The sequence below is a fragment of the Pseudomonas sp. LB3P14 genome, assembly GCF_054898045.1.
Genome location: NZ_CM142714.1, coordinates 6,729,428 through 6,750,257, shown reverse-complemented (window position 1 = coordinate 6,750,257; position 20,830 = coordinate 6,729,428). Strand labels below are relative to the sequence as shown.

The window sequence follows — 20,830 nt, the reverse complement described above, 5'->3', positions numbered from 1 at the left end:
CGCTGCCTTTTTGGTGGAACGAAAGAGCTTCGTTTCGAGCCGCTTTGTTGAGCGGCTTGAGACAAAGAATATGCATGGATGCATATACAGTCAATGCGTAAATGCATTTATTTATACACAGCAAATGCATTGGCGCATGAACGCCCCGTAGGCAATGGCGCTGGCGGTGTTCGGCAGGCGAAAAAAAACCCGCTCGGTGGCGGGTTTTATCTGACAGCGTTGAGGTTAGCGGGCGTACATGCCCCACCAGAAGACGTGACCGAGGATGACAATCTGCTCTTCCTGGATTTCCTGGAAGGTGTAGTCCTCGTCCGGATGTTCATCGCGATTGAAGCTGCGCAGGCGTATCCCGGTAGGCAGGCGATAAAGCTGTTTCACCCGCAACTGGCCGTTATGGTTGATGGCATAAAGGTCGCCATCGACGATATCGCCGATCCCGCACTTGCCAGCATTCACGCCGACGGTGGCGCCATCGCGCAGTACCGGCAACATACTGTTGCCGCGCACCGTTACGCATTTGGCCTGGTCGAACTGAACGCCGTTGTGGCGCAGACTCCGCTTGCCGAAGCGCAGGCTAGAGCGCTCGCTCTCTTCGATGACAAATCTTCCTGAACCTGCGGCCAATTCAACCTCGCGAAGAAAGGGGACCGACACCTCGTCGTCATCGACAGGCGTATCGTCGTCCCACAGACTTATATCCTTGAGTTCCGAATGCAATTGATCGCGCCCGGTGTTGGCTGCCGGCGCGACATCCGCACGGCCCCGCAACTGGTCGGTGCTCACGGCGAAGTACTCGGCGATCTTCGAGATGTGTTTATCCGAGGGATCGACGATCTTCCCGCTGAGAATCCGCGAGAGAGTGGATTGAGGCACGCCGGTGCGACGGTGAAGCTCCGTGGGGGAGATCCCGTGCTGATCGAGCAGTGCTCTTAAGACGGTAGAAACGTTGCGTTTTTGCATAACGCGCATAGTGCTTGTTCTTTTTGCGGAAGACAAATGCCAAACTGCATAAATAGCGCATAAACCATGCATACACAGAAGAAATGTATCGCAGGGCTTTCATGCCTGCGTCGGGTGGACCGCCCATGTTAACCTTGCGCCCATCGCGGAAAAGCCGGGCCGATGCCCCTCCTTTGCCCTACACCTTTCAACGAATTTGCCTGATTATCCGATGAATAAAGCACTCTCCGATCTGTCCTCCCACACGCCAATGATGCAGCAATACTGGCGCCTGAAGAACCAGCACCCTGACCAGCTGATGTTCTACCGCATGGGCGATTTCTACGAGATCTTCTACGAAGATGCGAAGAAAGCCGCCAAGTTGCTGGACATCACCCTGACTGCCCGCGGGCAGTCGGCGGGCCAGGCGATTCCGATGTGTGGGATTCCTTACCACGCCGCGGAAGGCTACCTGGCGAAACTGGTGAAGCTCGGCGAGTCGGTGGTGATCTGTGAGCAGGTCGGCGACCCGGCCACCAGCAAAGGGCCAGTGGATCGTCAGGTGGTGCGAATCATCACGCCCGGTACGGTCAGTGACGAAGCGCTGCTGGATGAGCGTCGGGATAACCTGATTGCAGCCGTACTGGGTGACGAGCGTCTGTTCGGTCTCGCCGTGCTGGACATCACCAGCGGCAACTTCACCGTGCTGGAAATCAAGGGCTGGGAGAATCTGCTGGCAGAACTGGAGCGGGTCAATCCGGTGGAGCTGATGATTCCGGATGACTGGCCCAAAGACCTGCCGGCGGAGAAACGTCGCGGGGTTCGTCGCCGTGCGCCGTGGGATTTCGAGCGCGATTCGGCGCTGAAAAGTCTTTGCCAGCAATTTTCCACCCAGGACCTGAAAGGTTTCGGCTGCGAGAACCTGACCCTGGCCATCGGCGCTGCTGGTTGCCTGCTCAGCTACGCCAAGGAAACCCAACGCACCGCCCTGCCCCATTTGCGCAGCCTGCGGCATGAACGCCTGGACGACACCGTGGTGCTGGACGGCGCGAGCCGCCGCAACCTCGAACTGGACACCAACCTGGCGGGCGGTCGCGATAACACGCTGCAATCGGTGGTCGATCGTTGCCAGACGGCCATGGGCAGCCGTCTGCTGACCCGCTGGCTGAACCGCCCGCTGCGGGATCTGACCGTATTGCTGGCACGCCAGACCTCCATCACCTGCCTGCTCGACGGTTACCGCTTCGAGAAACTGCAACCGCAGCTCAAGGAAATCGGCGACATCGAGCGGATCCTGGCGCGGATCGGCCTGCGCAATGCCCGTCCTCGTGACCTGGCTCGCCTACGCGATGCGCTCGGTGCATTGCCTGAGTTACAAGTGGCGATGACTGAGCTGGAAGCTCCGCACATCATTCAACTGGCGAAGACCACCAGCACCTACCCGGAGCTGGCGGCACTGCTGGAAAAAGCCATCATCGACAACCCGCCCGCAGTGATCCGGGACGGCGGCGTGTTGAAAACCGGTTACGACAGCGAACTCGATGATCTGCAATCGCTCAGCGAAAACGCCGGGCAGTTCCTGATCGACCTCGAAGCCCGGGAGAAGGCCCGCACCGGCCTGTCTCATCTGAAAGTCGGTTACAACCGCATTCATGGCTACTTCATCGAGTTGCCAAGCAAGCAGGCTGAGTCGGCGCCGGCAGACTATATCCGCCGCCAGACGCTGAAAGGTGCCGAGCGCTTCATTACGCCAGAGCTGAAGGCGTTCGAAGACAAGGCCCTGTCGGCGAAGAGCCGCGCCCTGGCTCGCGAGAAGATGCTCTACGAAGCACTGCTCGAAGATTTGATCGCCCAGTTGCCACCGTTGCAGGACACCGCAGCGGCACTGGCCGAGCTGGACGTGCTGAGCAACCTTGCCGAACGTGCTTTGAACCTCGACCTGAACTGCCCGCGCTTCGTCGACGAGCCGTGCATGCGCATTAGCCAGGGTCGTCACCCGGTGGTCGAACAAGTACTGACCACACCGTTCGTGGCCAACGACCTGAGCCTCGACGACAACACCCGCATGCTGGTGATCACCGGTCCGAACATGGGCGGTAAATCCACCTACATGCGCCAGACCGCTTTGATCGTGTTGCTGGCGCACATCGGCAGCTTCGTGCCAGCGGCCAGTTGCGAGTTGTCGCTGGTGGACCGGATCTTTACCCGGATCGGTTCCAGCGATGACCTTGCTGGCGGGCGCTCGACCTTCATGGTCGAAATGAGTGAAACCGCGAACATCTTGCACAACGCCACCGAGCGCAGCCTGGTGCTGATGGACGAAGTCGGGCGCGGCACCAGCACCTTCGACGGTCTGTCGCTGGCGTGGGCTGCGGCCGAACGCCTGGCACATCTGCGGGCTTATACGCTGTTTGCCACCCACTACTTTGAGCTGACCGTGTTGCCGGAAGCTCAGCCGTTGGTGGCCAACGTGCACCTTAATGCCACTGAGCACAATGAGCGGATCGTATTCCTGCACCACGTGCTGCCCGGACCTGCAAGCCAGAGCTATGGCCTTGCGGTTGCACAGTTGGCCGGTGTGCCGAGCGAAGTCATTGTGCGCGCTCGCGAACACCTGGGCCGGCTGGAAGCGACCGCACTGCCTCATGAAGTCCCCAAGACTGCCAAAGGTAAACCGGCTGCGCCGCAGCAGAGCGATATGTTCGCCAGCCTGCCGCATCCGGTACTGGATGATCTGGCCAAACTTGATCTGGACGACATGACCCCGCGTCGTGCGCTTGAAATGCTCTATACACTTAAGACACGGATCTAACGCACTTGCCTGCAAGCTGTTAGAATCTCGCGCGGTTTGGGATGCTGCTGGCTCATAGCCTGGCCAGCAGACTATCGCTCCCAAACCTGGCGACCCCAACGTGAAGGGGCTCCGCTGCCGCCGCCTGAGGAGAAAATTAGAAATGACCTTCGTCGTCACCGACAACTGCATCAAGTGCAAGTACACCGACTGCGTAGAAGTCTGTCCGGTGGACTGCTTTTACGAAGGCCCGAACTTCCTGGTGATTCACCCGGATGAGTGCATCGACTGCGCACTGTGCGAACCAGAATGCCCTGCCGTGGCCATCTTCTCCGAAGATGAAGTCCCGGAAGACATGCAGGAATTTATTCAGTTGAACGTTGAGCTGGCGGAAATCTGGCCCAACATCACCGAGAAGAAAGAATCGTTGCCCGATGCCGAAGAGTGGGATGGCGTCAAAGGCAAGATCAAAGACCTCGAACGCTGATTACTCCCGCGTTCTCGAAAAGGCCCCTGCGGGCCTTTTTGCTTTTCTGCAGGCAAAAAAAAGGGGCGGTTTGACCCGCCCACATTTTTTCCCTATTCCCTGTATTCCTTTTCATCGTCCTGATGAATCGCTTCCTGCGATGTCCTTTCCCCTCATCCTTGAAGGGCGTGTCTGTCCGTCGACACAGTTCAGATACTAGTGCGTTCCCTACCAAGAGCAATGGCCCCGGATAGCCAAATCTGCCTGTCACAGGCTATTCATCTAAAAATATAGTCATATAAATCAACTAGTTAATCTTCTCGTACGTAAGAATATGTACGACTACTACTCATGGAATTAGCGAAAACTTACGAAAGAGTAAGCAAACACTTACAGCGAGAGACTACAAACCAGAGGTGATTACGAGGGAACTCACAACCTGTCTCTCAAACAATAAAAAACCCCGACCAGTCGGGGCTTCTTAATGCCAGCTAGCAAATTGCTTATTGAAACAGCGACTCGCTCGACAGGCCATTCTTCTCGAGAATCTCCCGAAGACGCTTCAGGCCTTCAACCTGAATCTGTCTGACCCGTTCCCGGGTCAGGCCAATTTCCAGGCCTACATCTTCAAGTGTGCTGCTCTCGTGACCGCGCAGGCCGAAGCGGCGTATCACCACTTCACGTTGCTTGTCGGTCAACTCCGAGAGCCATTGATCGATGCTCTGAGACAGGTCGTCATCCTGCAACAGCTCACATGGATCGGTTGGACGGTCATCGGTAAGGGTGTCCAGCAGGGTTTTATCCGAATCCGGACCCAGTGAGACGTCGACCGAAGAAACCCGCTCGTTCAGGCCGAGCATGCGCTTGACCTCTCCCACTGGTTTTTCCAGCAGGTTGGCGATTTCTTCGGGTGAGGGTTCGTGATCGAGTTTTTGCGTCAGCTCCCGTGCAGCCCGCAGGTACACGTTGAGCTCTTTGACCACATGAATCGGCAACCGGATGGTCCGGGTCTGATTCATGATCGCGCGCTCGATGGTCTGACGAATCCACCAGGTCGCGTAGGTCGAAAAGCGGAAGCCACGTTCGGGGTCGAACTTCTCTACTGCCCGGATAAGCCCGAGGTTGCCCTCTTCGATCAGGTCCAACAGCGACAGACCACGATTGACGTAACGCCGGGCGATTTTCACCACCAGCCGCAGGTTACTTTCAATCATGCGTTTACGCCCGGCCGGATCTCCACTTTGCGACAAGCGCGCAAAATGAACTTCTTCTTCGGGGGACAGCAGAGGGGAAAAACCAATCTCATTGAGGTACAGCTGCGTGGCATCGAGTGCCCGCGTGTAGTCAATGTACTTGTGTTGCTTTAACGCGGCGGAGTGTTTGGATTTGGCACGAACGGAAGGTGGAGCAGCCCCTTCATCATTCGACATCGAATCCGTACCGATGCCGGTCTCCATCAGGAGAACCTCATCGTCGATGTCAAACTCCGGCACTTCTTTACTGAGAGCCATTGTTATAGTCCTTTGGTGAGTTCGACCTCAGGCTCAAGCGGCGCCTTTATCCTTGGCAACGCTGGAGCCTGTTCCCTCTACGCGACGGAACAGGCTGGAAAGCGATCAACGACGCGGCAGGAATTGCAGCGGATCTACTGGTTTACCTTGTCGGCGAATCTCAAAATGCAGTTTCACCCGGTCTGTACCCGTTGACCCCATTTCGGCAATTGTCTGTCCGACCTTGACCTGCTGCCCCTCCCGAACCAACAGCCTGCGGTTATGTCCGTAGGCACTGACGTAGGTATCGCTGTGTTTGATGATGACTAATTCGCCGTAGCCCCTTAAGCCACTCCCGGCGTATACCACCGTCCCATCAGACGCAGCTAAAACAGGCTGTCCCAAATCCCCGGCGATATCAATTCCTTTATTCAAACTGCCGTTTGAAGAGAATTTGCCAATCAGAATGCCATTAGATGGCCATCCCCAGCCGGTCGGGGCCGGGCCTGCCGGAGGCAATGGAGCGAGTGCCGGCTTGTTCGCGACAGACGGTGCAACCACTGCTGTGCTCGTGGTTGCGCCATTCGCCTGGCGCCGGATAACCGTGGTTTTCAGCGACGAAGAAGGCGTTGAATCCGTGGAGCTGACCACCGGCGTCGGCGTTGAACCAGTGCGACCGTCAAAGCGAATCGTCTGACCCGGATGGATCGTGTAAGGCGTAGGAATGTTGTTGCGTGCCGCGAGGGCCTTGTAGTCCCAGCCGTAGCGAAAGGCGATGGAGAACAAGGTGTCTTTAGGTCGGACGACGTATTGACCCGTGGTCACTGCCGGACGCTGCGCGACGGCGTTGTTGCGATCGACGACGCGTACATCACTCGACTTGTTGCTGGAGCAACCGACCAGCAAGGTGCTCAAGACAAGGCCAGTCACCAGGCGCTGAAAGCTCGTTTTACCCATTCGCTGCGCAATGACTGTGAGACTCACCCGCCGCTCCCTTTGTGGTGGCTGAAAATGTGGATTGCCGTGTTCCGGCATGAAATGTCGCAAGTATAACGGGCCGTGCAGGCTTTACCTTTAATGAAGCGAAAGGGCTTCGCGCACACGTTTGCTGCCTGACGATGAATCCCGTTTAACTTATCGATGCCGCTGTAAGACAGGAGCAATCGAAGAGAATTCAGCACGCTGAAACAAATGCTCAGGCGAGTGGCCCATTGAGTAATGGGACGAAGCGAACAGCCCCCAGAACACGCCTGGAAAAGCCCTGCTCTTCCCGGATGATCAGCATCAATTGTTGAACCTCACCCGACCCGACCGGGATCACCAGCCGTCCTCCCGGCGCTAGTTGATCGAGCAGCGCCTGAGGTACATCGGTCGCCACCGCGGTCACGATAATACCGTTGTACGGCGCCAGAGCCGGCCAGCCTTCCCAACCATCGCCCCAGCGGAACACCACGTTGCGCAGGTTCAGTTCCACCAGGCGTTCCTTGGCCCGATCCTGCAGAACCTTGATGCGCTCGACGGAAAATACCCGCTCGACCAGTTGCGACAGCACCGCCGTCTGGTAGCCCGAGCCGGTGCCGATTTCCATCACCTTGTCGAGAGGACCTGCCTCCAGCAGCAACTCGCTCATGCGAGCCACCATATAAGGCTGCGAGATGGTCTGGTTATTCCCGATTGGCAGTGCAGTATCTTCGTAAGCGCGATGGGCCAGCGCCTCGTCGACGAACAGGTGGCGCGGTGTACGGCGGATGACTTCCAGCACCTTGGCGTTGGAAATCCCCTCCTCATACAGGCGCTGAATAAGGCGTTCGCGGGTCCGCTGAGAGGTCATCCCGATGCCGCGACGCAGAATATCGTCTTGTTCACGAGCCATTATTTCAGCCCCTCCAGCCAGCCATCGAGACTTCTGAAGGCATCATTAAAGGTGCGATCCAGTTGCAGTGGTGTGATTGAAACATAGCCTTGCATCACCGCATGAAAATCGGTACCCGGGCCGCCGTCTTCGGCATCCCCCGCCGCCGCAATCCAGTAACCGGATTTACCGCGCGGATCGACCACTTTCATCGGCGCTGCAGCACGTGCGCGATGCCCGAGGCGGGTCAGCTGAATACCGCGGATGTGGTCCAGCGGCAAATTGGGAATGTTCACGTTCAGTACCGTACGCGGTGGCAGTTCAAGGTCCGCGTGAGCTTCTACCAGTTTGCGCGCAAAGTACGCGGCCGTGGGAAGGTTCTCCACTTGCCGTGAGACCAACGAAAATGCAAACGAGGGACGCGTCAGGAAACGCCCCTCAAGGGCCGCCGCCACGGTGCCGGAATACAACACGTCGTCACCCAGGTTGGCGCCCAGGTTGATGCCCGAAACCACCATGTCCGGCTCGTGCTCCAGCAAGCCGTTGAGGCCCAGGTGCACGCAATCGGTCGGTGTGCCATTGAGGCTGATAAAGCCATTGGCCAGGGTTTGCGGGTGTAACGGACGGTCGAGCGTCAGCGAGCTGCTGGCGCCGCTTTTGTCCTGGTCCGGGGCAATAACCACGCACTCGGTGTAATCCGCCAGCGCAGCATAAAGCGCGGCGAGACCGGGTGCGGTTACCCCATCGTCGTTAGAAATCAGAATACGCATGGGCTGTCCGTCTGCCCCACCGGCACCAGATCAACGAGCTCGCGCACCAATACGGTGGCGAAGCATCCGGCCGGGAGGACGAATTCCAGTTGCAGAATGTCAGGCTCGGGATAATGCCACGTCAACCCACCAATGGGCAGCCGCAGGATGCGACGTTCGTGGCTCATACCGGCGTTAATCAACCAATCACGCAAGTCCGCTTCGCGAGTGGCGATTGCCTGCTCCAGTTCATGGACAACGCCAGTCGCCGGCGAGTCACCTTCGCCCCACTGCGGACCGGTCGGGTGCAGATCGAGAATCGCCAGACGCGGGTCGCTGCACTCGGCAACACCTGCCGGAAAGAAGCTGCGGCTGTCGGTAAAGGCCAGCAGATCACCGACCTGGGCACGCTGCCAGGTGCCATCAGCGACGCGCGCCGCCAACACCTGATTGAATAGAAAACTGCGCGCGGTGGAGAGCAACCGCGAACGCACGTTGCGTTGTTCCGGCAAGGCCTTGCGAGCAGCCCACGCACGGGCATCGACCACGTTACCGCCGTCAAACCCAAAACGCTGAGCGCCGAAATAATTGGGAATACCTTGCTTGGCGATCAGTTGCAGACGCTCCTCGATCGCCGCTTTGTCACCAGCGAATTGCGTCAGTCGCAACGTGAAGCCATTGGCCGAGTGAGCACCGCGTTGCAGCTTGCGTTTGTGCCGGCCGGTCTTGAGGATTTTCAGCGTATCGTTTTCCGCCGCCGACAGGTCAGGATCGGCCTTGCCCGGCAGCTGCACGCTGAACCACTGGCGAGTCAGCGCCTGACGATCCTTGAGGCCCGCGTAACTGACGGTGCGCAATGGCACGCCTGCCGCCTTGGCGATCCGCCGTGCCGCTTCTTCGGTATTCAGACCGCGCTTTTCCACCCAGATCCACAGGTGCTCGCCATCGCCACTGAGGGGAATATTAAGGACTTCATCGACCTGAAAATCTTCCGCCGTGGCTTTCAACACCGCGGTGCCGAGAGCGTCACCATAGGCCCGCGGGCCAAGCAGTTGCAGTTCGTTCATGCGCGCAGCAACAAGGCAACGGAGTGCACGGCAATGCCTTCTTCGCGACCGACAAAGCCGAGCTTTTCGGTGGTGGTAGCTTTCACGTTCACTTGATCCAACTCAACTTGAAGATCCGCGGCAATCAGCGCGCGCATCGATTCGATATGTGGGGCCATTTTCGGGGCCTGGGCGACGATGGTGTTATCGACGTTGCCGACCTTCCAGCCCTTGGCGTGGATCAGTGCGACGACGTGACGCAACAGCACGCGACTGTCGGCGCCCTTGAATGTGGGGTCGGTGTCCGGGAAATGTTTGCCGATATCACCCAACGCAGCGGCGCCGAGCAAGGCATCGCTCAAGGCGTGCAGCAGGACGTCACCGTCGGAATGAGCGAGCAGCCCGAAGCCGTGTGCAATCCGCACGCCGCCCAGAGTAATGAAATCGCCTTCAGCGAAACGGTGCACATCATAGCCGTGGCCAATACGCATAAAAAAAACGCCCCGATTTTTGTCAGGGCGTGATTCTACCTGCTTTGTCGGACATTAGGGTCTGTTGACGTTTGGTGGCGAGCCGCGTTGCAGTGCCAAGTTGTGCGAGGCAAGGCGGGGGATGCCGCCAATGGTTGTTCCCTTGGCAAATCCCCCAACGCAGCATCGCGCAACTTGGCGCGCAACGCGGCCGTGACCGAACGTCAACAGACCCTACGCGCTTAGAGCGCGCCCGTGATGCTGCAAGTGGTCGTCGATGAAGCTGGCGATGAAGAAATAGCTGTGGTCGTAGCCGGGTTGCAAGCGCAACGTCAGCGGATGACCTGCCAATTTGGCGGCCTGTTGCAAGGCTTCAGGCTTGAGCTGGGTGGCCAGGAAATCGTCGCGATCACCTTGGTCGACCAGCAACGGCAGCTTCTCGTTTGCCTCGGCGATCAAGGCACAGGCATCCCACTCGCGCCATTTCGATCGATCTTCACCCAAGTAGCGGGAAAAGGCCTTCTGACCCCAAGGGCAATCCATCGGATTGTTGATCGGCGAGAACGCCGACACCGACTGATAACGCCCCGGATTACGCAACGCGCAGACCAACGCACCGTGGCCACCCATGGAGTGACCGCTGATGCCGCGCTTGTCCGACGCAGGGAAATGGGCTTCGACCAATGTGGGCAATTCCTGCACGACATAGTCATGCATCCGATAGTGGCGGGACCAGGGTTCCTGCGTGGCATTCAGATAAAACCCGGCACCGAGACCGAAGTCCCAGGCGCCATCCGGATCACCCGGCACATCGGGACCGCGAGGGCTGGTGTCCGGTGCAACGATGATCAGCCCCAGCTCGGCGGCCATGCGCATCGCACCGGCCTTTTGCATGAAGTTCTCGTCGGTGCAGGTCAGGCCGGACAACCAATACAGCACCGGCAGTTTGCCGCCCTGCTCCGCTTGCGGCGGCAGGTACACGGCAAACACCATGTCGCAGCCGAGTACATCGGAGCGGTGCCGGTAGCGCTTGTGCCAGCCGCCGAAGCTTTTCTGACAGGAGATATTTTCCAGGCTCATGACCGACCTCAGAAATGGATGACGCTACGGATGCTTTTGCCTTCATGCATCAGGTCGAAAGCCGTGTTGATATCTTCCAGGCCCATGGTGTGGGTGATGAAAGTATCCAGCGGGATTTCGCCGGTTTCGGCCATTTCGACATAGCTCGGCAACTCGGTGCGACCACGCACGCCGCCGAACGCCGAACCGCGCCAGACGCGACCGGTCACCAGCTGGAATGGACGAGTGGAGATTTCCTGGCCGGCACCGGCAACACCGATGATCACCGACTCGCCCCAACCTTTGTGGCAGCACTCAAGTGCAGCACGCATCAATTGGACGTTGCCGATGCACTCAAAGGAAAAGTCGACGCCGCCGTCGGTCATGTCGACGATGACTTCCTGGATCGGACGATCGAAATCTTTCGGGTTCACACAATCAGTTGCACCCAACTGCTTGGCGATCTCGAACTTGGCCGGGTTGATGTCGATGGCAATGATCCGCGCAGCCTTGGCTTTGACGGCACCGATCACTGCCGACAGACCGATGCCGCCGAGGCCGAAAATGGCGACGGTATCACCTGGTTTCACTTTGGCGGTATTGAGGACTGCACCGATGCCAGTAGTGACACCGCAGCCCAGCAGGCAGACTTTTTCCAGTGGCGCTTCTTTAGGAATCTTGGCGACGGAGATTTCCGGCAATACGGTGTACTCGGAGAATGTCGAAGTACCCATGTAGTGGAAAATTGGTTGGCCCTTGTAGGAAAAGCGCGAAGTGCCATCTGGCATCAGGCCTTTACCCTGAGTCGCGCGAATGGCCTGACACAGGTTGGTTTTGCCCGACAGACAGAATTTGCACTGGCGGCATTCCGGGGTGTACAGCGGGATCACATGATCGCCGACAGCAACGGAGGTCACGCCCTCGCCGATCGCCTCAACCACCGCGCCACCTTCGTGACCGAGAATCGACGGGAAGATGCCTTCCGGGTCCGCGCCCGACAGCGTGTAGGCGTCGGTATGGCAGACACCGGAGGCAACCACGCGCAGCAGGACTTCACCGGCCTTGGGCATGGCGACATCGACTTCAACGATCTCGAGGGGTTTCTTGGCCTCGAAGGCAACGGCAGCGCGCGACTTGATCATGTGGATTCTCCAGTGAATAAAAACGAGACAGGGAGTGTAATACAGCGCTCCACGGTGAATAATCCGGACAAAAGCAAAACATTATTGCTGCACAGGGATAATCCTCGATGTCCGAAAACCGCTGGGAAGGTATCGACGAATTCGTCGCCGTCGCCGAATGCAGCCAGTTCACGGCTGCCGCGGAACGCCTTGGGGTTTCGTCCTCCCATATCAGTCGACAAATTGTACGCCTTGAAGAGCGGCTGCAAACCCGCCTGCTTTACCGCAGTACCCGCCGGGTCACCCTCACCGAGGCCGGGCAAACCTTTCTTCAACATTGCCAGCGTTTACAGGATGGTCGCGAAGAAGCACTGCGAGCGGTGGGTGACTTGACCAGCGAACCCAAAGGCATGCTGCGCATGACCTGCGCCGTGGCGTATGGCGAACGATTCATCGTGCCGCTGGTGACCCGCTTCATGGGGCTCTATCCGCAACTGCGAATCGACATCGAACTGAGCAATCGTCAACTCGACCTCGTGCACGAAGGCCTGGACCTGGCAATCCGCCTCGGTCGCCTGCAAGACTCGCGGCTGGTGGCGGCACGTCTGGCGCCACGGCGCATGTACCTGTGCGCATCGCCGTCCTACCTGGAACGGTATGGTCGCCCGCATAGCTTGTCGGAACTGAGCCGCCACAACTGTCTAATCGGCAGCTCGGACCTCTGGCAACTGGAACAGAACGGGCGGGAATTTTCACAGCGGGTACAGGGAAACTGGCGCTGCAACAGTGGGCAAGCGGTGCTGGATGCGGCGCTACAAGGGGTTGGATTGTGCCAACTGCCGGACTACTACGTACTGGAGCATCTCAAAAACGGTGAATTGATTTCGCTGCTGGAAGCCCACCAACCGCCGAACACCGCCGTGTGGGCGCTTTATCCACAGCAGCGGCATCTGTCGCCGAAGGTGCGCAAGTTGGTGGATTATTTGAAGGAAGGACTGGCCAAACGGCCGGAGTACGCAGCCTAGCGACGGGTAGACCAACGCTGACGCAACCATTCGAGGTCTTCAGGGCGAGTGACCTTGAGGTTGTCGGATCGACCTTCAATCAGCCGCGGCGCCAAGCCTGCCCACTCCATGGCCGAAGCCTCATCGGTGATAACCGCATCAGCCACCAGACTGTCCGCCAAGGCCCGATGCAACGCGCCAAGTCGAAACATCTGCGGTGTGTACGCTTGCCAGATCACACTGCGATCCACGGTTTCAACTACACGACCGAACTTGTCGACCCGCTTCAGGGTATCGCGAGCCGGAACCGCCAACAGTCCGCCGACCGGGTCGTCAGCCAGTTCAACCAGCAACTTGTCCAGATCATCACGGCTGAGATTGGGCCGCGCAGCATCGTGGATCAACACCCAATCCTCGTCGCCAGCACCCAGCGCATGCAGATGCAGCAAGGCATTGAGCACCGACCCGGAACGCTCGGCGCCGCCGTCAACGCGTTGAATACGCGAATCGCCAGCGCACGCCAGATTCGGCCAGTAAGGATCATCCACAGCAAGACTGACCACCAACCCCTTCAGGGAAGGATGATCAAGGAAACAGCCGAGGCTGTGTTCGAGAATAGTGCGCCCGCCCAGTTGCAAGTATTGCTTGGGACGGTCCGCGGCCATACGGGCACCGACGCCCGCGGCAGGAATCACGGCCCAGAAGGCCGGTAGCGAGGGGTTCATTGAGCCAACTGGTAAAGGGTTTCACCGTCCTTGACCATGCCCAACTCATGGCGGGCCCGTTCTTCAACGGTCTCCATGCCCTTTTTCAACTCACTGACTTCAGCGTCCATCACCCGATTGCGCTCAAGCAGCCCCTCGTTCTCAGCGTGTTGATCTGCGATCTGCTGAGTCAATTCGGCCACTTGCGCCAGACTGCCATTACCCACCCACAGGCGGTATTGCAGGCCAGCCAGCAGCAGGAGCAAGACGAGGAACAACCAATTGGGACTGCGCATCGAATATCAGGTATCCAGTGAAAAAAGACAGCCATGCCAAAACTTTGAAGCTTCTGATAGCACGAAGCCTGGAAAAACCAGGCTTGTGCACTTAAGGCATCAGATTAGTGGCAAAAACGTCGCTGTAGCGATTTTTCCGACACAATCCGGTGTCTTTTTACTATCCAGTAATCAGCCGCGGAATTCGCTGCGACCGTTGTACTTGGCTTTGCCATTCAACTGCTCTTCGATACGCAGCAGTTGGTTGTACTTGGAAACGCGGTCGGAACGGCACAGGGAACCGGTCTTGATCTGGCCAGCCGCAGTGCCCACAGCCAGGTCGGCAATGGTCGAATCTTCGGTTTCGCCGGAACGGTGCGAGATTACGGCGGTGTAACCAGCGGCCTTGGCCATCTGGATGGCTTCCAGGGTTTCGGTCAGGGTGCCGATCTGGTTGAACTTGATCAGGATCGAGTTGGCGATCTTTTTATCGATGCCTTCTTTCAGGATCTTGGTGTTGGTCACAAACAGGTCGTCGCCCACCAGCTGAGTCTTCTCGCCGATCTTGTCGGTGAGGATTTTCCAGCCAGCCCAGTCGGACTCGTCCAGACCGTCTTCGATGGAGATGATCGGGTAACGCTCGGTCAGACCTTTCAGGTAGTCGGCGAAACCTTCAGCGGTGAACACCTGGCCTTCGCCGGACAGGTTGTATTTACCGTCTTCGTAGAATTCGCTGGCCGCGCAGTCCAGTGCCAGGGTCACGTCGGTGCCCAGCTTGTAACCGGCGTTGGCCACGGCTTCAGAGATCACTTTCAAAGCGTCTTCGTTGGAAGCCAGGTTAGGTGCGAAACCACCCTCATCCCCCACAGCAGTGCTCAGGCCACGGGCCTTCAGAACAGCTTTCAGGTGATGGAAAATCTCGGTGCCCATGCGCAGACCTTCCGAGAAAGACTTGGCGCCAACCGGCTGAACCATGAATTCCTGGATGTCGACGTTGTTATCGGCGTGCTCGCCACCGTTGATGATGTTCATCATCGGAACCGGCATCGAGTAAACACCCGGGGTGCCGTTCAGGTTGGCGATGTGAGCGTACAGCGGCAGGTCCTGGTCCTGTGCTGCTGCCTTGGCCGCGGCCAGGGAAACGGCGAGGATCGCGTTGGCGCCCAGGGAACCTTTGTTTTCAGTACCGTCGAGCTTGATCATCGCGTGATCCAGCGCTTTCTGGTCGCTTGGGTCTGCACCTTTCAACAGGTCGCGGATCGGGCCGTTGATGTTGGCGACGGCTTTGAGCACGCCCTTGCCCAGGTAACGGCTCTTGTCGCCATCACGCAGCTCGAGCGCTTCACGCGAGCCAGTGGAAGCACCGGACGGCGCGCAAGCACTACCGATGATGCCGTTATCGAGAAGCACGTCCGCTTCCACGGTGGGGTTGCCACGGGAGTCGAGAACTTCACGACCTTTGATGTCGACGATTTTTGCCATTGTTGTAAACACTCCAAAGTTGACGAAAACGACGCAGCTGAAGGAAATCTTGTATCGCCGGCAAGTGATGTGCAGCGGGCAGACTTGCGGACGATAAGGCCCAGGCCCGAAGGCCTGAGCATTAATTCGTGCGGTACTTTACCGGAGAAATGAGGATTACGCGGTTTCTACCGTCGGAAAACTCTTCACCAGTTCGTCCAAAGCTTTGAGCTGGGCCAGGAATGGCTCCAGTTTGTCCAGACGCAAGGCGCAAGGGCCGTCGCATTTGGCGTTGTCCGGGTCCGGGTGTGCTTCGAGGAACAGGCCAGCCAACGACTGGCTCATACCGGCCTTCGCCAGATCGGTGACCTGGGCGCGGCGACCGCCGGCGGAATCGGAGCGACCGCCGGGCATTTGCAGCGCGTGGGTCACATCGAAGAACACCGGGTATTCGAACTGCTTCATGATGCCGAAGCCGAGCATGTCGACGACCAGGTTGTTGTAGCCGAAGCTCGAACCGCGCTCGCAGAGGATCAACTGATCGTTACCCGCTTCCACGCATTTGCTCAGGATGTGTTTCATCTCATGAGGCGCGAGGAACTGGGCTTTCTTGATGTTGATCACCGCACCGGTCTTGGCCATCGCGACCACCAGGTCGGTCTGGCGCGACAAGAAGGCCGGCAGCTGGATGATATCGCAGACTTCAGCGACGACCGCGGCCTGATCAGGCTCGTGGACGTCGGTGATGATCGGCACGCCGAAAGCTTGCTTGATGTCCTGGAAAATCCGCATGCCCTCTTCCAGGCCGGGGCCACGGTAAGAGGTCACGGAGGAACGGTTGGCCTTGTCGAAGCTGGCCTTGAACACGTAAGGGATACCGAGTTTCTCGGTGACCTTTACGTATTCTTCACAGACCTGCATCGCCATGTCGCGGCTTTCCAGCACGTTCATGCCACCGAAAAGCACCATTGGCTTGTCGTTGGCAATCTCGATATCGCCTACGCGGATGATCTTCTGGGCCATTGGATTTACGCCTTCTTCTGGTGTTGAACCAAAGCTGCTTTAACGAAACCGCTGAACAACGGGTGACCGTCGCGTGGTGTCGAGGTGAACTCAGGGTGGAACTGGCAAGCGACGAACCATGGATGATCCGGGGCTTCAACCACTTCAACCAGCGCGCCATCACCGGAACGACCGGAGATTTTCAGACCGGCCTCCATGATTTGCGGCAGCAGGTTGTTGTTCACTTCGTAGCGGTGACGGTGACGCTCGACAATCACGTCCTTGGCGTAGCAATCGTGCACCAGGGAACCCGGTTCCAGCAGGCAATCCTGAGCGCCGAGGCGCATGGTGCCGCCCAGGTCGGACGCTTCGGTACGGATTTCGACAGCGCCGGTGGCATCTTCCCACTCGGTGATCAGACCCACGACCGGGTGACCGCTTGCACGATCGAACTCGGTGGAGTTGGCGTCTTTCCAGCCCAGCACGTTACGAGCGAACTCGATCACGGCCACTTGCATGCCCAGGCAGATGCCCAGGTAGGGAACCTTGTTTTCGCGAGCGTATTGAACGGCAGTGATCTTGCCTTCCACGCCACGCAGACCGAAGCCGCCAGGTACCAGAATCGCGTCGACACCTTCCAGCAGCGCGGTGCCCTGGTTTTCGATGTCTTCGGAGTCGATGTAGCGCAGGTTGACCTTGGTGCGGTTGCTGATGCCGGCATGACTCATCGCTTCGATCAGCGACTTGTAGGCGTCCAGCAGTTCCATGTACTTGCCGACCATGGCGATGGTGACTTCATGCTCAGGGTTGAGCTTGGCGTCGACCACGGCTTCCCACTCGGACAGATCGGCGCCGCCACATTGCAGGCCGAAACGCTCGACAACGAAATCATCCAGGCCCTGGGAGTGCAGAATGCCCGGGATCTTGTAGATGGTGTCGGCGTCTTCCAGCGCGATCACCGCACGTTCTTCAACGTTGGTGAATTGCGCGATCTTGCGACGAGAAGAGATATCGATCGGGTGATCGGAACGGCAGACCAGCACGTCGGGTTGCAGGCCGATGGAACGAAGTTCCTTGACCGAGTGCTGAGTAGGCTTGGTTTTGGTTTCGCCGGCAGTGGCGATGTACGGCACCAGTGTCAGGTGCATCAGCATCGCGCGCTTGGCGCCGACTTCGAAACGCAGTTGACGGATCGCTTCGAGGAACGGCTGGGATTCGATGTCACCCACGGTGCCACCGATTTCGACCATGGCCACGTCGGCATCGCCGGCGCCCTTGATGATCCGGCGCTTGATTTCGTCGGTGATGTGCGGGATCACCTGAATGGTGGCGCCCAGGTAATCACCACGGCGCTCTTTGCGCAGGACGTGTTCGTAGACACGGCCGGTGGTGAAGTTGTTGTTCTGGGTCATGGTCGTGCGGATGAACCGCTCGTAGTGGCCCAGGTCCAGGTCGGTCTCGGCGCCGTCGTGGGTGACGAACACTTCACCGTGCTGGAACGGGCTCATGGTGCCCGGGTCAACGTTGATGTACGGGTCCAGCTTCAGCATGGTGACCTTAAGTCCCCGCGCCTCCAGGATGGCCGCCAATGAAGCCGATGCGATGCCTTTCCCCAATGAAGAAACAACACCGCCCGTGACGAATATGTAGCGCGTCATGAAAAACCCTAGAAGTCTGCGTTAAAGCGGTCCGAGCCGCCGGGGAAAGCGAAGGAAGGCCGAAGCCCCCGATCACCTGCATTAATCACAGCGCACCTTTCAAAAAAACCGCCGCGTTGGGACAGACCGGAAAATGAAACACCGGTACGTTGCTCGCTACACATTTTTTGGAATCGCCCAGCAAAGACTGCTTGGTAATCGGCAACTCCTGCAATTCAGGCGAATCCACAGAAGTTGTATCAAGAAGGGAGCGTAGTCTACCGGAAAGCCCCTTTCAGCTCAAACCTTGATCTTCGGTCAGTGGCTGCCAATGCAAATTCCAACGCTCCTTTGCACTGCCGTCCAAGCCCCGCAGGTTGGCCACCGCCAGCAATTGCTCGCCTCGGTAGAGCAGCGGCAATCTGCCACGGGCGAAACCCGGCACGCCGCTTTCGTTGAGCAATCGCTTCAGATCGCGATGACCGCGACCGGGCAGACTCATGACCTCACCTCCCTCACGATAGCGGATATGCAGCGGACCATCGGGGATTTGGCCGGTGAGTGTGATCCCACCGTTGTCCGGCAACCCCAGCGATAGCGAGGGATCAGGCCAGTTTCCGACGGCGGGCGGCGTGCGCAACCAACTACCGGACAACCACCAGATACGCCCACCCGCGCGATGCAATTCGCCATCCGCCAGCCGCCAGATCGGACGGGCATCGCCGGTGGCATCGCGTAAATCCTCCCAACCCGACCAATGGTCACTGTCTGGCAGTCGCGTCAGCGGTTCGAGCCAATGGCTTAACGCATTACGCTGACGAGCAGCGGACAGCATTTCCAATGCCGCCAGCTCCAGCGACGGCAATCCCAGCCAATCAAAATCATTGGCAGTGCTGGCGTCAGTCAGGTCGATTTGCGCAAGTTCATCGAGCAATCCCTGCGCTTCACTCAGATGTGCAACGCTGCGGGCCATGGTCGCCAGCGCTTGCGGCCAGCGCTCGGTCAACACAGGGAAAACCTGATGCCGCAGGTAATTACGCGAGAATTGGCGGTCCTGGTTCGAAGGGTCTTCGATCCAGCTCAGCCGATGCTCGGCCGCATAGGCTTCAAGTTCAGCCCGCGTGACATCGAGCAATGGCCGAAGCAGCTGCCCTTTACCGAGCGGGCGCTGGCGTGGCATCCCCGACAAACCCCTCACCCCTGCCCCGCGCAGCATCCGAAACAACAGGGTTTCCGCCTGATCGTCACGGTGCTGGGCGGTCATCAACACTTCATTGGCCTGAGTCGCCTCGATGAACGCGGCATATCGCGCATCCCGAGCTGCACGCTCAAGGCTGGCGCCGGGTTGAACCTGCACGCGAACAACTTGCAGCGGCACACCCAGAGCATCGCAGACCGACTGACAATGATCCGGCCACGCATCAGCCACAGCCTGAAGGCCGTGATGGACGTGGATGGCGTTTAGCGCCGGCAGGGATTCGGTTTTTGCGAGGTGTGCGAGAAGGTGCAGCAGAACGGTGGAGTCGAGACCACCGGAGAAGGCGATGCGCCAGGTTGTAGCGTTGCGCCAGGGGGCAAGTTGCTTGAGAAGTACTGCGCTGAGAGTCATGAACGCACCAAAACCTGTAGGAGCCGAGCTTGCTCGCGATAAACGATAACGCGGTCGGCCTGTTAAACCGAGGCGTCCCGATCGCGGGCAAGCCTTGCTCCTACATGATGGAGGAGCGTTCGATCAGAGACCGTAGCTCATCAGACGCTCGTAACGACGGGCCAACAGCGCTTCGTTGTCGAACTTCTTCAACATCGCCAGCTGAGAGCTCAGCTCGGCACGGATCGATGCAGCCGCAGCGGCTGGATTACGGTGCGCGCCGCCCAAAGGCTCGCTGATCACTTTATCCACAATACCCAGGCCTTTGAGGCGCTCGGCAGTGATGCCCATGGCTTCAGCGGCGTCCGGTGCTTTCTCGGCGGTCTTCCACAGAATCGAGGCGCAACCTTCCGGCGAAATGACCGCGTAGGTCGAGTACTGCAGCATGTTCAGTTGATCGCAAACGCCGATTGCCAGAGCACCACCGGAACCGCCTTCACCGATTACGGTGGCGATGATTGGGGTTTTCAGGCGCGCCATGACGCGCAGGTTCCAGGCAATCGCTTCGCTCTGGTTGCGCTCTTCAGCGTCGATACCCGGGTAGGCGCCCGGAGTGTCGATGAAGGTCAGGATCGGCATTTTGAAACGTTCGGCCATTTCCATCAGACGGCACGCCTTGCGGTAGCCTTCCGGACGCGGCATGCCAAAGTTGCGACGAACTTTCTCGCGTACTTCGCGGCCTTTCTGGTGACCGATGATCATCACCGGCTGGTCGTCCAGACGGGCAATGCCGCCAACGATGGCGGCGTCGTCGGAGAAGTGACGGTCGCCGTGCAATTCGTCGAACTCGGTGAAGATGTGTTCGATGTAGTCCAGGGTATACGGACGTTTCGGATGACGCGCCAGACGCGCGATCTGCCAGCTGGTCAGCTTGCCGAAGATGTCTTCGGTCAGCGTGCTGCTTTTGTCCTGCAGGCGGGAGATCTCATCGCCGATATTCAGCGAATTGTCATTACCGACCAAGCGCAACTCTTCGATCTTGGCTTGCAGGTCGGCGATCGGCTGTTCGAAATCTAGAAAATTCGGGTTCATAGGCGTCCGTCTTGGGTCGACTTCCAAGGGAGCTTGGGCCGGCCGGTTGTCTATTCGCGCCCTACCTTAAGGGAGAGGCGCGTT

At 58.5% G+C, this 20,830-nt stretch carries 19 protein-coding genes; 3 read left to right on the top strand and 16 right to left on the bottom strand.

Annotated elements, in window-relative coordinates; translation table 11 throughout:
- Nucleotides 1-225 precede the first annotated feature (225 nt).
- Nucleotides 226-960 carry a LexA family transcriptional regulator gene (locus ACYZT5_RS30975; protein ID WP_282377059.1) on the bottom strand — a complete coding sequence of 245 codons (735 nt, stop codon included), beginning with the start codon at nucleotides 958-960 and terminating at the stop codon, nucleotides 226-228.
- A gap of 211 nt (nucleotides 961-1,171) precedes the next feature.
- On the opposite strand from ACYZT5_RS30975, the gene mutS reads away from it, so the two are divergent.
- Nucleotides 1,172-3,751 carry a DNA mismatch repair protein MutS gene (gene mutS / locus ACYZT5_RS30970; protein WP_462048698.1) on the top strand — a complete coding sequence of 860 codons (2,580 nt, stop codon included), beginning with the start codon at nucleotides 1,172-1,174 and terminating at the stop codon, nucleotides 3,749-3,751.
- 142 nt (nucleotides 3,752-3,893) lie between these two features.
- Complete coding sequence (fdxA, locus tag ACYZT5_RS30965; protein ID WP_003222178.1) at nucleotides 3,894-4,217, top strand: ferredoxin FdxA; 324 nt, start codon at nucleotides 3,894-3,896, stop codon at nucleotides 4,215-4,217.
- 482 nt (nucleotides 4,218-4,699) lie between these two features.
- On the opposite strand, the gene rpoS is transcribed toward fdxA, so the two are convergent.
- From rpoS to ACYZT5_RS30925, 8 genes are all read right to left on the bottom strand, one after another.
- Entirely contained in the window at nucleotides 4,700-5,707 is a 1,008-nt protein-coding gene (gene rpoS, locus ACYZT5_RS30960; RefSeq protein ID WP_461951604.1) for an RNA polymerase sigma factor RpoS, read from the bottom strand.
- A gap of 105 nt (nucleotides 5,708-5,812) precedes the next feature.
- Nucleotides 5,813-6,670 (bottom strand): peptidoglycan DD-metalloendopeptidase family protein, encoded by an 858-nt coding sequence (locus ACYZT5_RS30955; RefSeq protein WP_462048697.1) that lies wholly within the window; start codon nucleotides 6,668-6,670, stop codon nucleotides 5,813-5,815.
- A gap of 211 nt (nucleotides 6,671-6,881) precedes the next feature.
- Entirely contained in the window at nucleotides 6,882-7,517 is a 636-nt protein-coding gene (locus ACYZT5_RS30950) for a protein-L-isoaspartate(D-aspartate) O-methyltransferase (RefSeq protein ID WP_173860469.1), read from the bottom strand.
- A 41-nt stretch (nucleotides 7,518-7,558) separates the two neighbouring features.
- The gene (surE, locus tag ACYZT5_RS30945) at nucleotides 7,559-8,308 is read right to left on the bottom strand and encodes a 5'/3'-nucleotidase SurE (RefSeq protein ID WP_462048696.1); all 750 of its coding nucleotides are present in this window, start codon (nucleotides 8,306-8,308) and stop codon (nucleotides 7,559-7,561) included.
- Nucleotides 8,296-9,354, bottom strand: a complete 1,059-nt coding sequence (gene truD, locus ACYZT5_RS30940; protein ID WP_462048695.1) for a tRNA pseudouridine(13) synthase TruD — start codon at nucleotides 9,352-9,354, stop codon at nucleotides 8,296-8,298. Before truD ends, surE begins: the two co-directional genes overlap by 13 nt.
- Nucleotides 9,351-9,824: a 2-C-methyl-D-erythritol 2,4-cyclodiphosphate synthase gene (gene ispF, locus ACYZT5_RS30935; protein WP_010462780.1), complete on the bottom strand. Its 474-nt coding sequence runs from the start codon at nucleotides 9,822-9,824 to the stop codon at nucleotides 9,351-9,353. Before ispF ends, truD begins: the two co-directional genes overlap by 4 nt.
- 213 nt (nucleotides 9,825-10,037) lie before the next feature.
- Nucleotides 10,038-10,883 (bottom strand): S-formylglutathione hydrolase, encoded by an 846-nt coding sequence (fghA, locus tag ACYZT5_RS30930; protein WP_462048694.1) that lies wholly within the window; start codon nucleotides 10,881-10,883, stop codon nucleotides 10,038-10,040.
- A gap of 8 nt (nucleotides 10,884-10,891) precedes the next feature.
- The gene (locus ACYZT5_RS30925; RefSeq protein WP_462048693.1) at nucleotides 10,892-12,004 is read right to left on the bottom strand and encodes an S-(hydroxymethyl)glutathione dehydrogenase/class III alcohol dehydrogenase; all 1,113 of its coding nucleotides are present in this window, start codon (nucleotides 12,002-12,004) and stop codon (nucleotides 10,892-10,894) included.
- Nucleotides 12,005-12,111: 107 nt separating this feature from the next.
- Between ACYZT5_RS30925 and ACYZT5_RS30920 the strand changes: the two genes are divergently transcribed.
- Nucleotides 12,112-13,008, top strand: a complete 897-nt coding sequence (locus ACYZT5_RS30920) for a LysR family transcriptional regulator (RefSeq protein WP_462048692.1) — start codon at nucleotides 12,112-12,114, stop codon at nucleotides 13,006-13,008.
- On the opposite strand, the gene ispD is transcribed toward ACYZT5_RS30920, so the two are convergent.
- The 7 genes from ispD to ACYZT5_RS30885 all read right to left on the bottom strand — a co-directional run bounded on the left by ispD (nucleotide 13,005) and on the right by ACYZT5_RS30885 (nucleotide 20,746).
- Nucleotides 13,005-13,712 (bottom strand): 2-C-methyl-D-erythritol 4-phosphate cytidylyltransferase, encoded by a 708-nt coding sequence (ispD, locus tag ACYZT5_RS30915; RefSeq protein ID WP_462048691.1) that lies wholly within the window; start codon nucleotides 13,710-13,712, stop codon nucleotides 13,005-13,007. The two genes, ACYZT5_RS30920 and ispD, sit on opposite strands and share 4 nt — an antisense overlap.
- On the bottom strand, nucleotides 13,709-13,987 hold the full coding sequence (gene ftsB / locus ACYZT5_RS30910) for a cell division protein FtsB (protein WP_008028992.1): 279 nt from the start codon (nucleotides 13,985-13,987) through the stop codon (nucleotides 13,709-13,711). The genes ispD and ftsB overlap by 4 nt, the downstream gene beginning before the upstream one ends.
- A gap of 171 nt (nucleotides 13,988-14,158) precedes the next feature.
- Nucleotides 14,159-15,448 carry a phosphopyruvate hydratase gene (eno, locus tag ACYZT5_RS30905; protein ID WP_008154033.1) on the bottom strand — a complete coding sequence of 430 codons (1,290 nt, stop codon included), beginning with the start codon at nucleotides 15,446-15,448 and terminating at the stop codon, nucleotides 14,159-14,161.
- Between the two features lie 156 nt (nucleotides 15,449-15,604).
- The gene (gene kdsA / locus ACYZT5_RS30900; RefSeq protein ID WP_007949350.1) at nucleotides 15,605-16,450 is read right to left on the bottom strand and encodes a 3-deoxy-8-phosphooctulonate synthase; all 846 of its coding nucleotides are present in this window, start codon (nucleotides 16,448-16,450) and stop codon (nucleotides 15,605-15,607) included.
- A 5-nt stretch (nucleotides 16,451-16,455) separates the two neighbouring features.
- Nucleotides 16,456-18,087 (bottom strand): CTP synthase, encoded by a 1,632-nt coding sequence (locus ACYZT5_RS30895; RefSeq protein WP_462048690.1) that lies wholly within the window; start codon nucleotides 18,085-18,087, stop codon nucleotides 16,456-16,458.
- Nucleotides 18,088-18,361: 274 nt separating this feature from the next.
- Nucleotides 18,362-19,675 carry a tRNA lysidine(34) synthetase TilS gene (gene tilS / locus ACYZT5_RS30890; protein ID WP_462048689.1) on the bottom strand — a complete coding sequence of 438 codons (1,314 nt, stop codon included), beginning with the start codon at nucleotides 19,673-19,675 and terminating at the stop codon, nucleotides 18,362-18,364.
- Between the two features lie 123 nt (nucleotides 19,676-19,798).
- Nucleotides 19,799-20,746, bottom strand: a complete 948-nt coding sequence (locus ACYZT5_RS30885) for an acetyl-CoA carboxylase carboxyltransferase subunit alpha (protein WP_008154040.1) — start codon at nucleotides 20,744-20,746, stop codon at nucleotides 19,799-19,801.
- Between the last annotated feature and the right edge of the window lie 84 nt (nucleotides 20,747-20,830).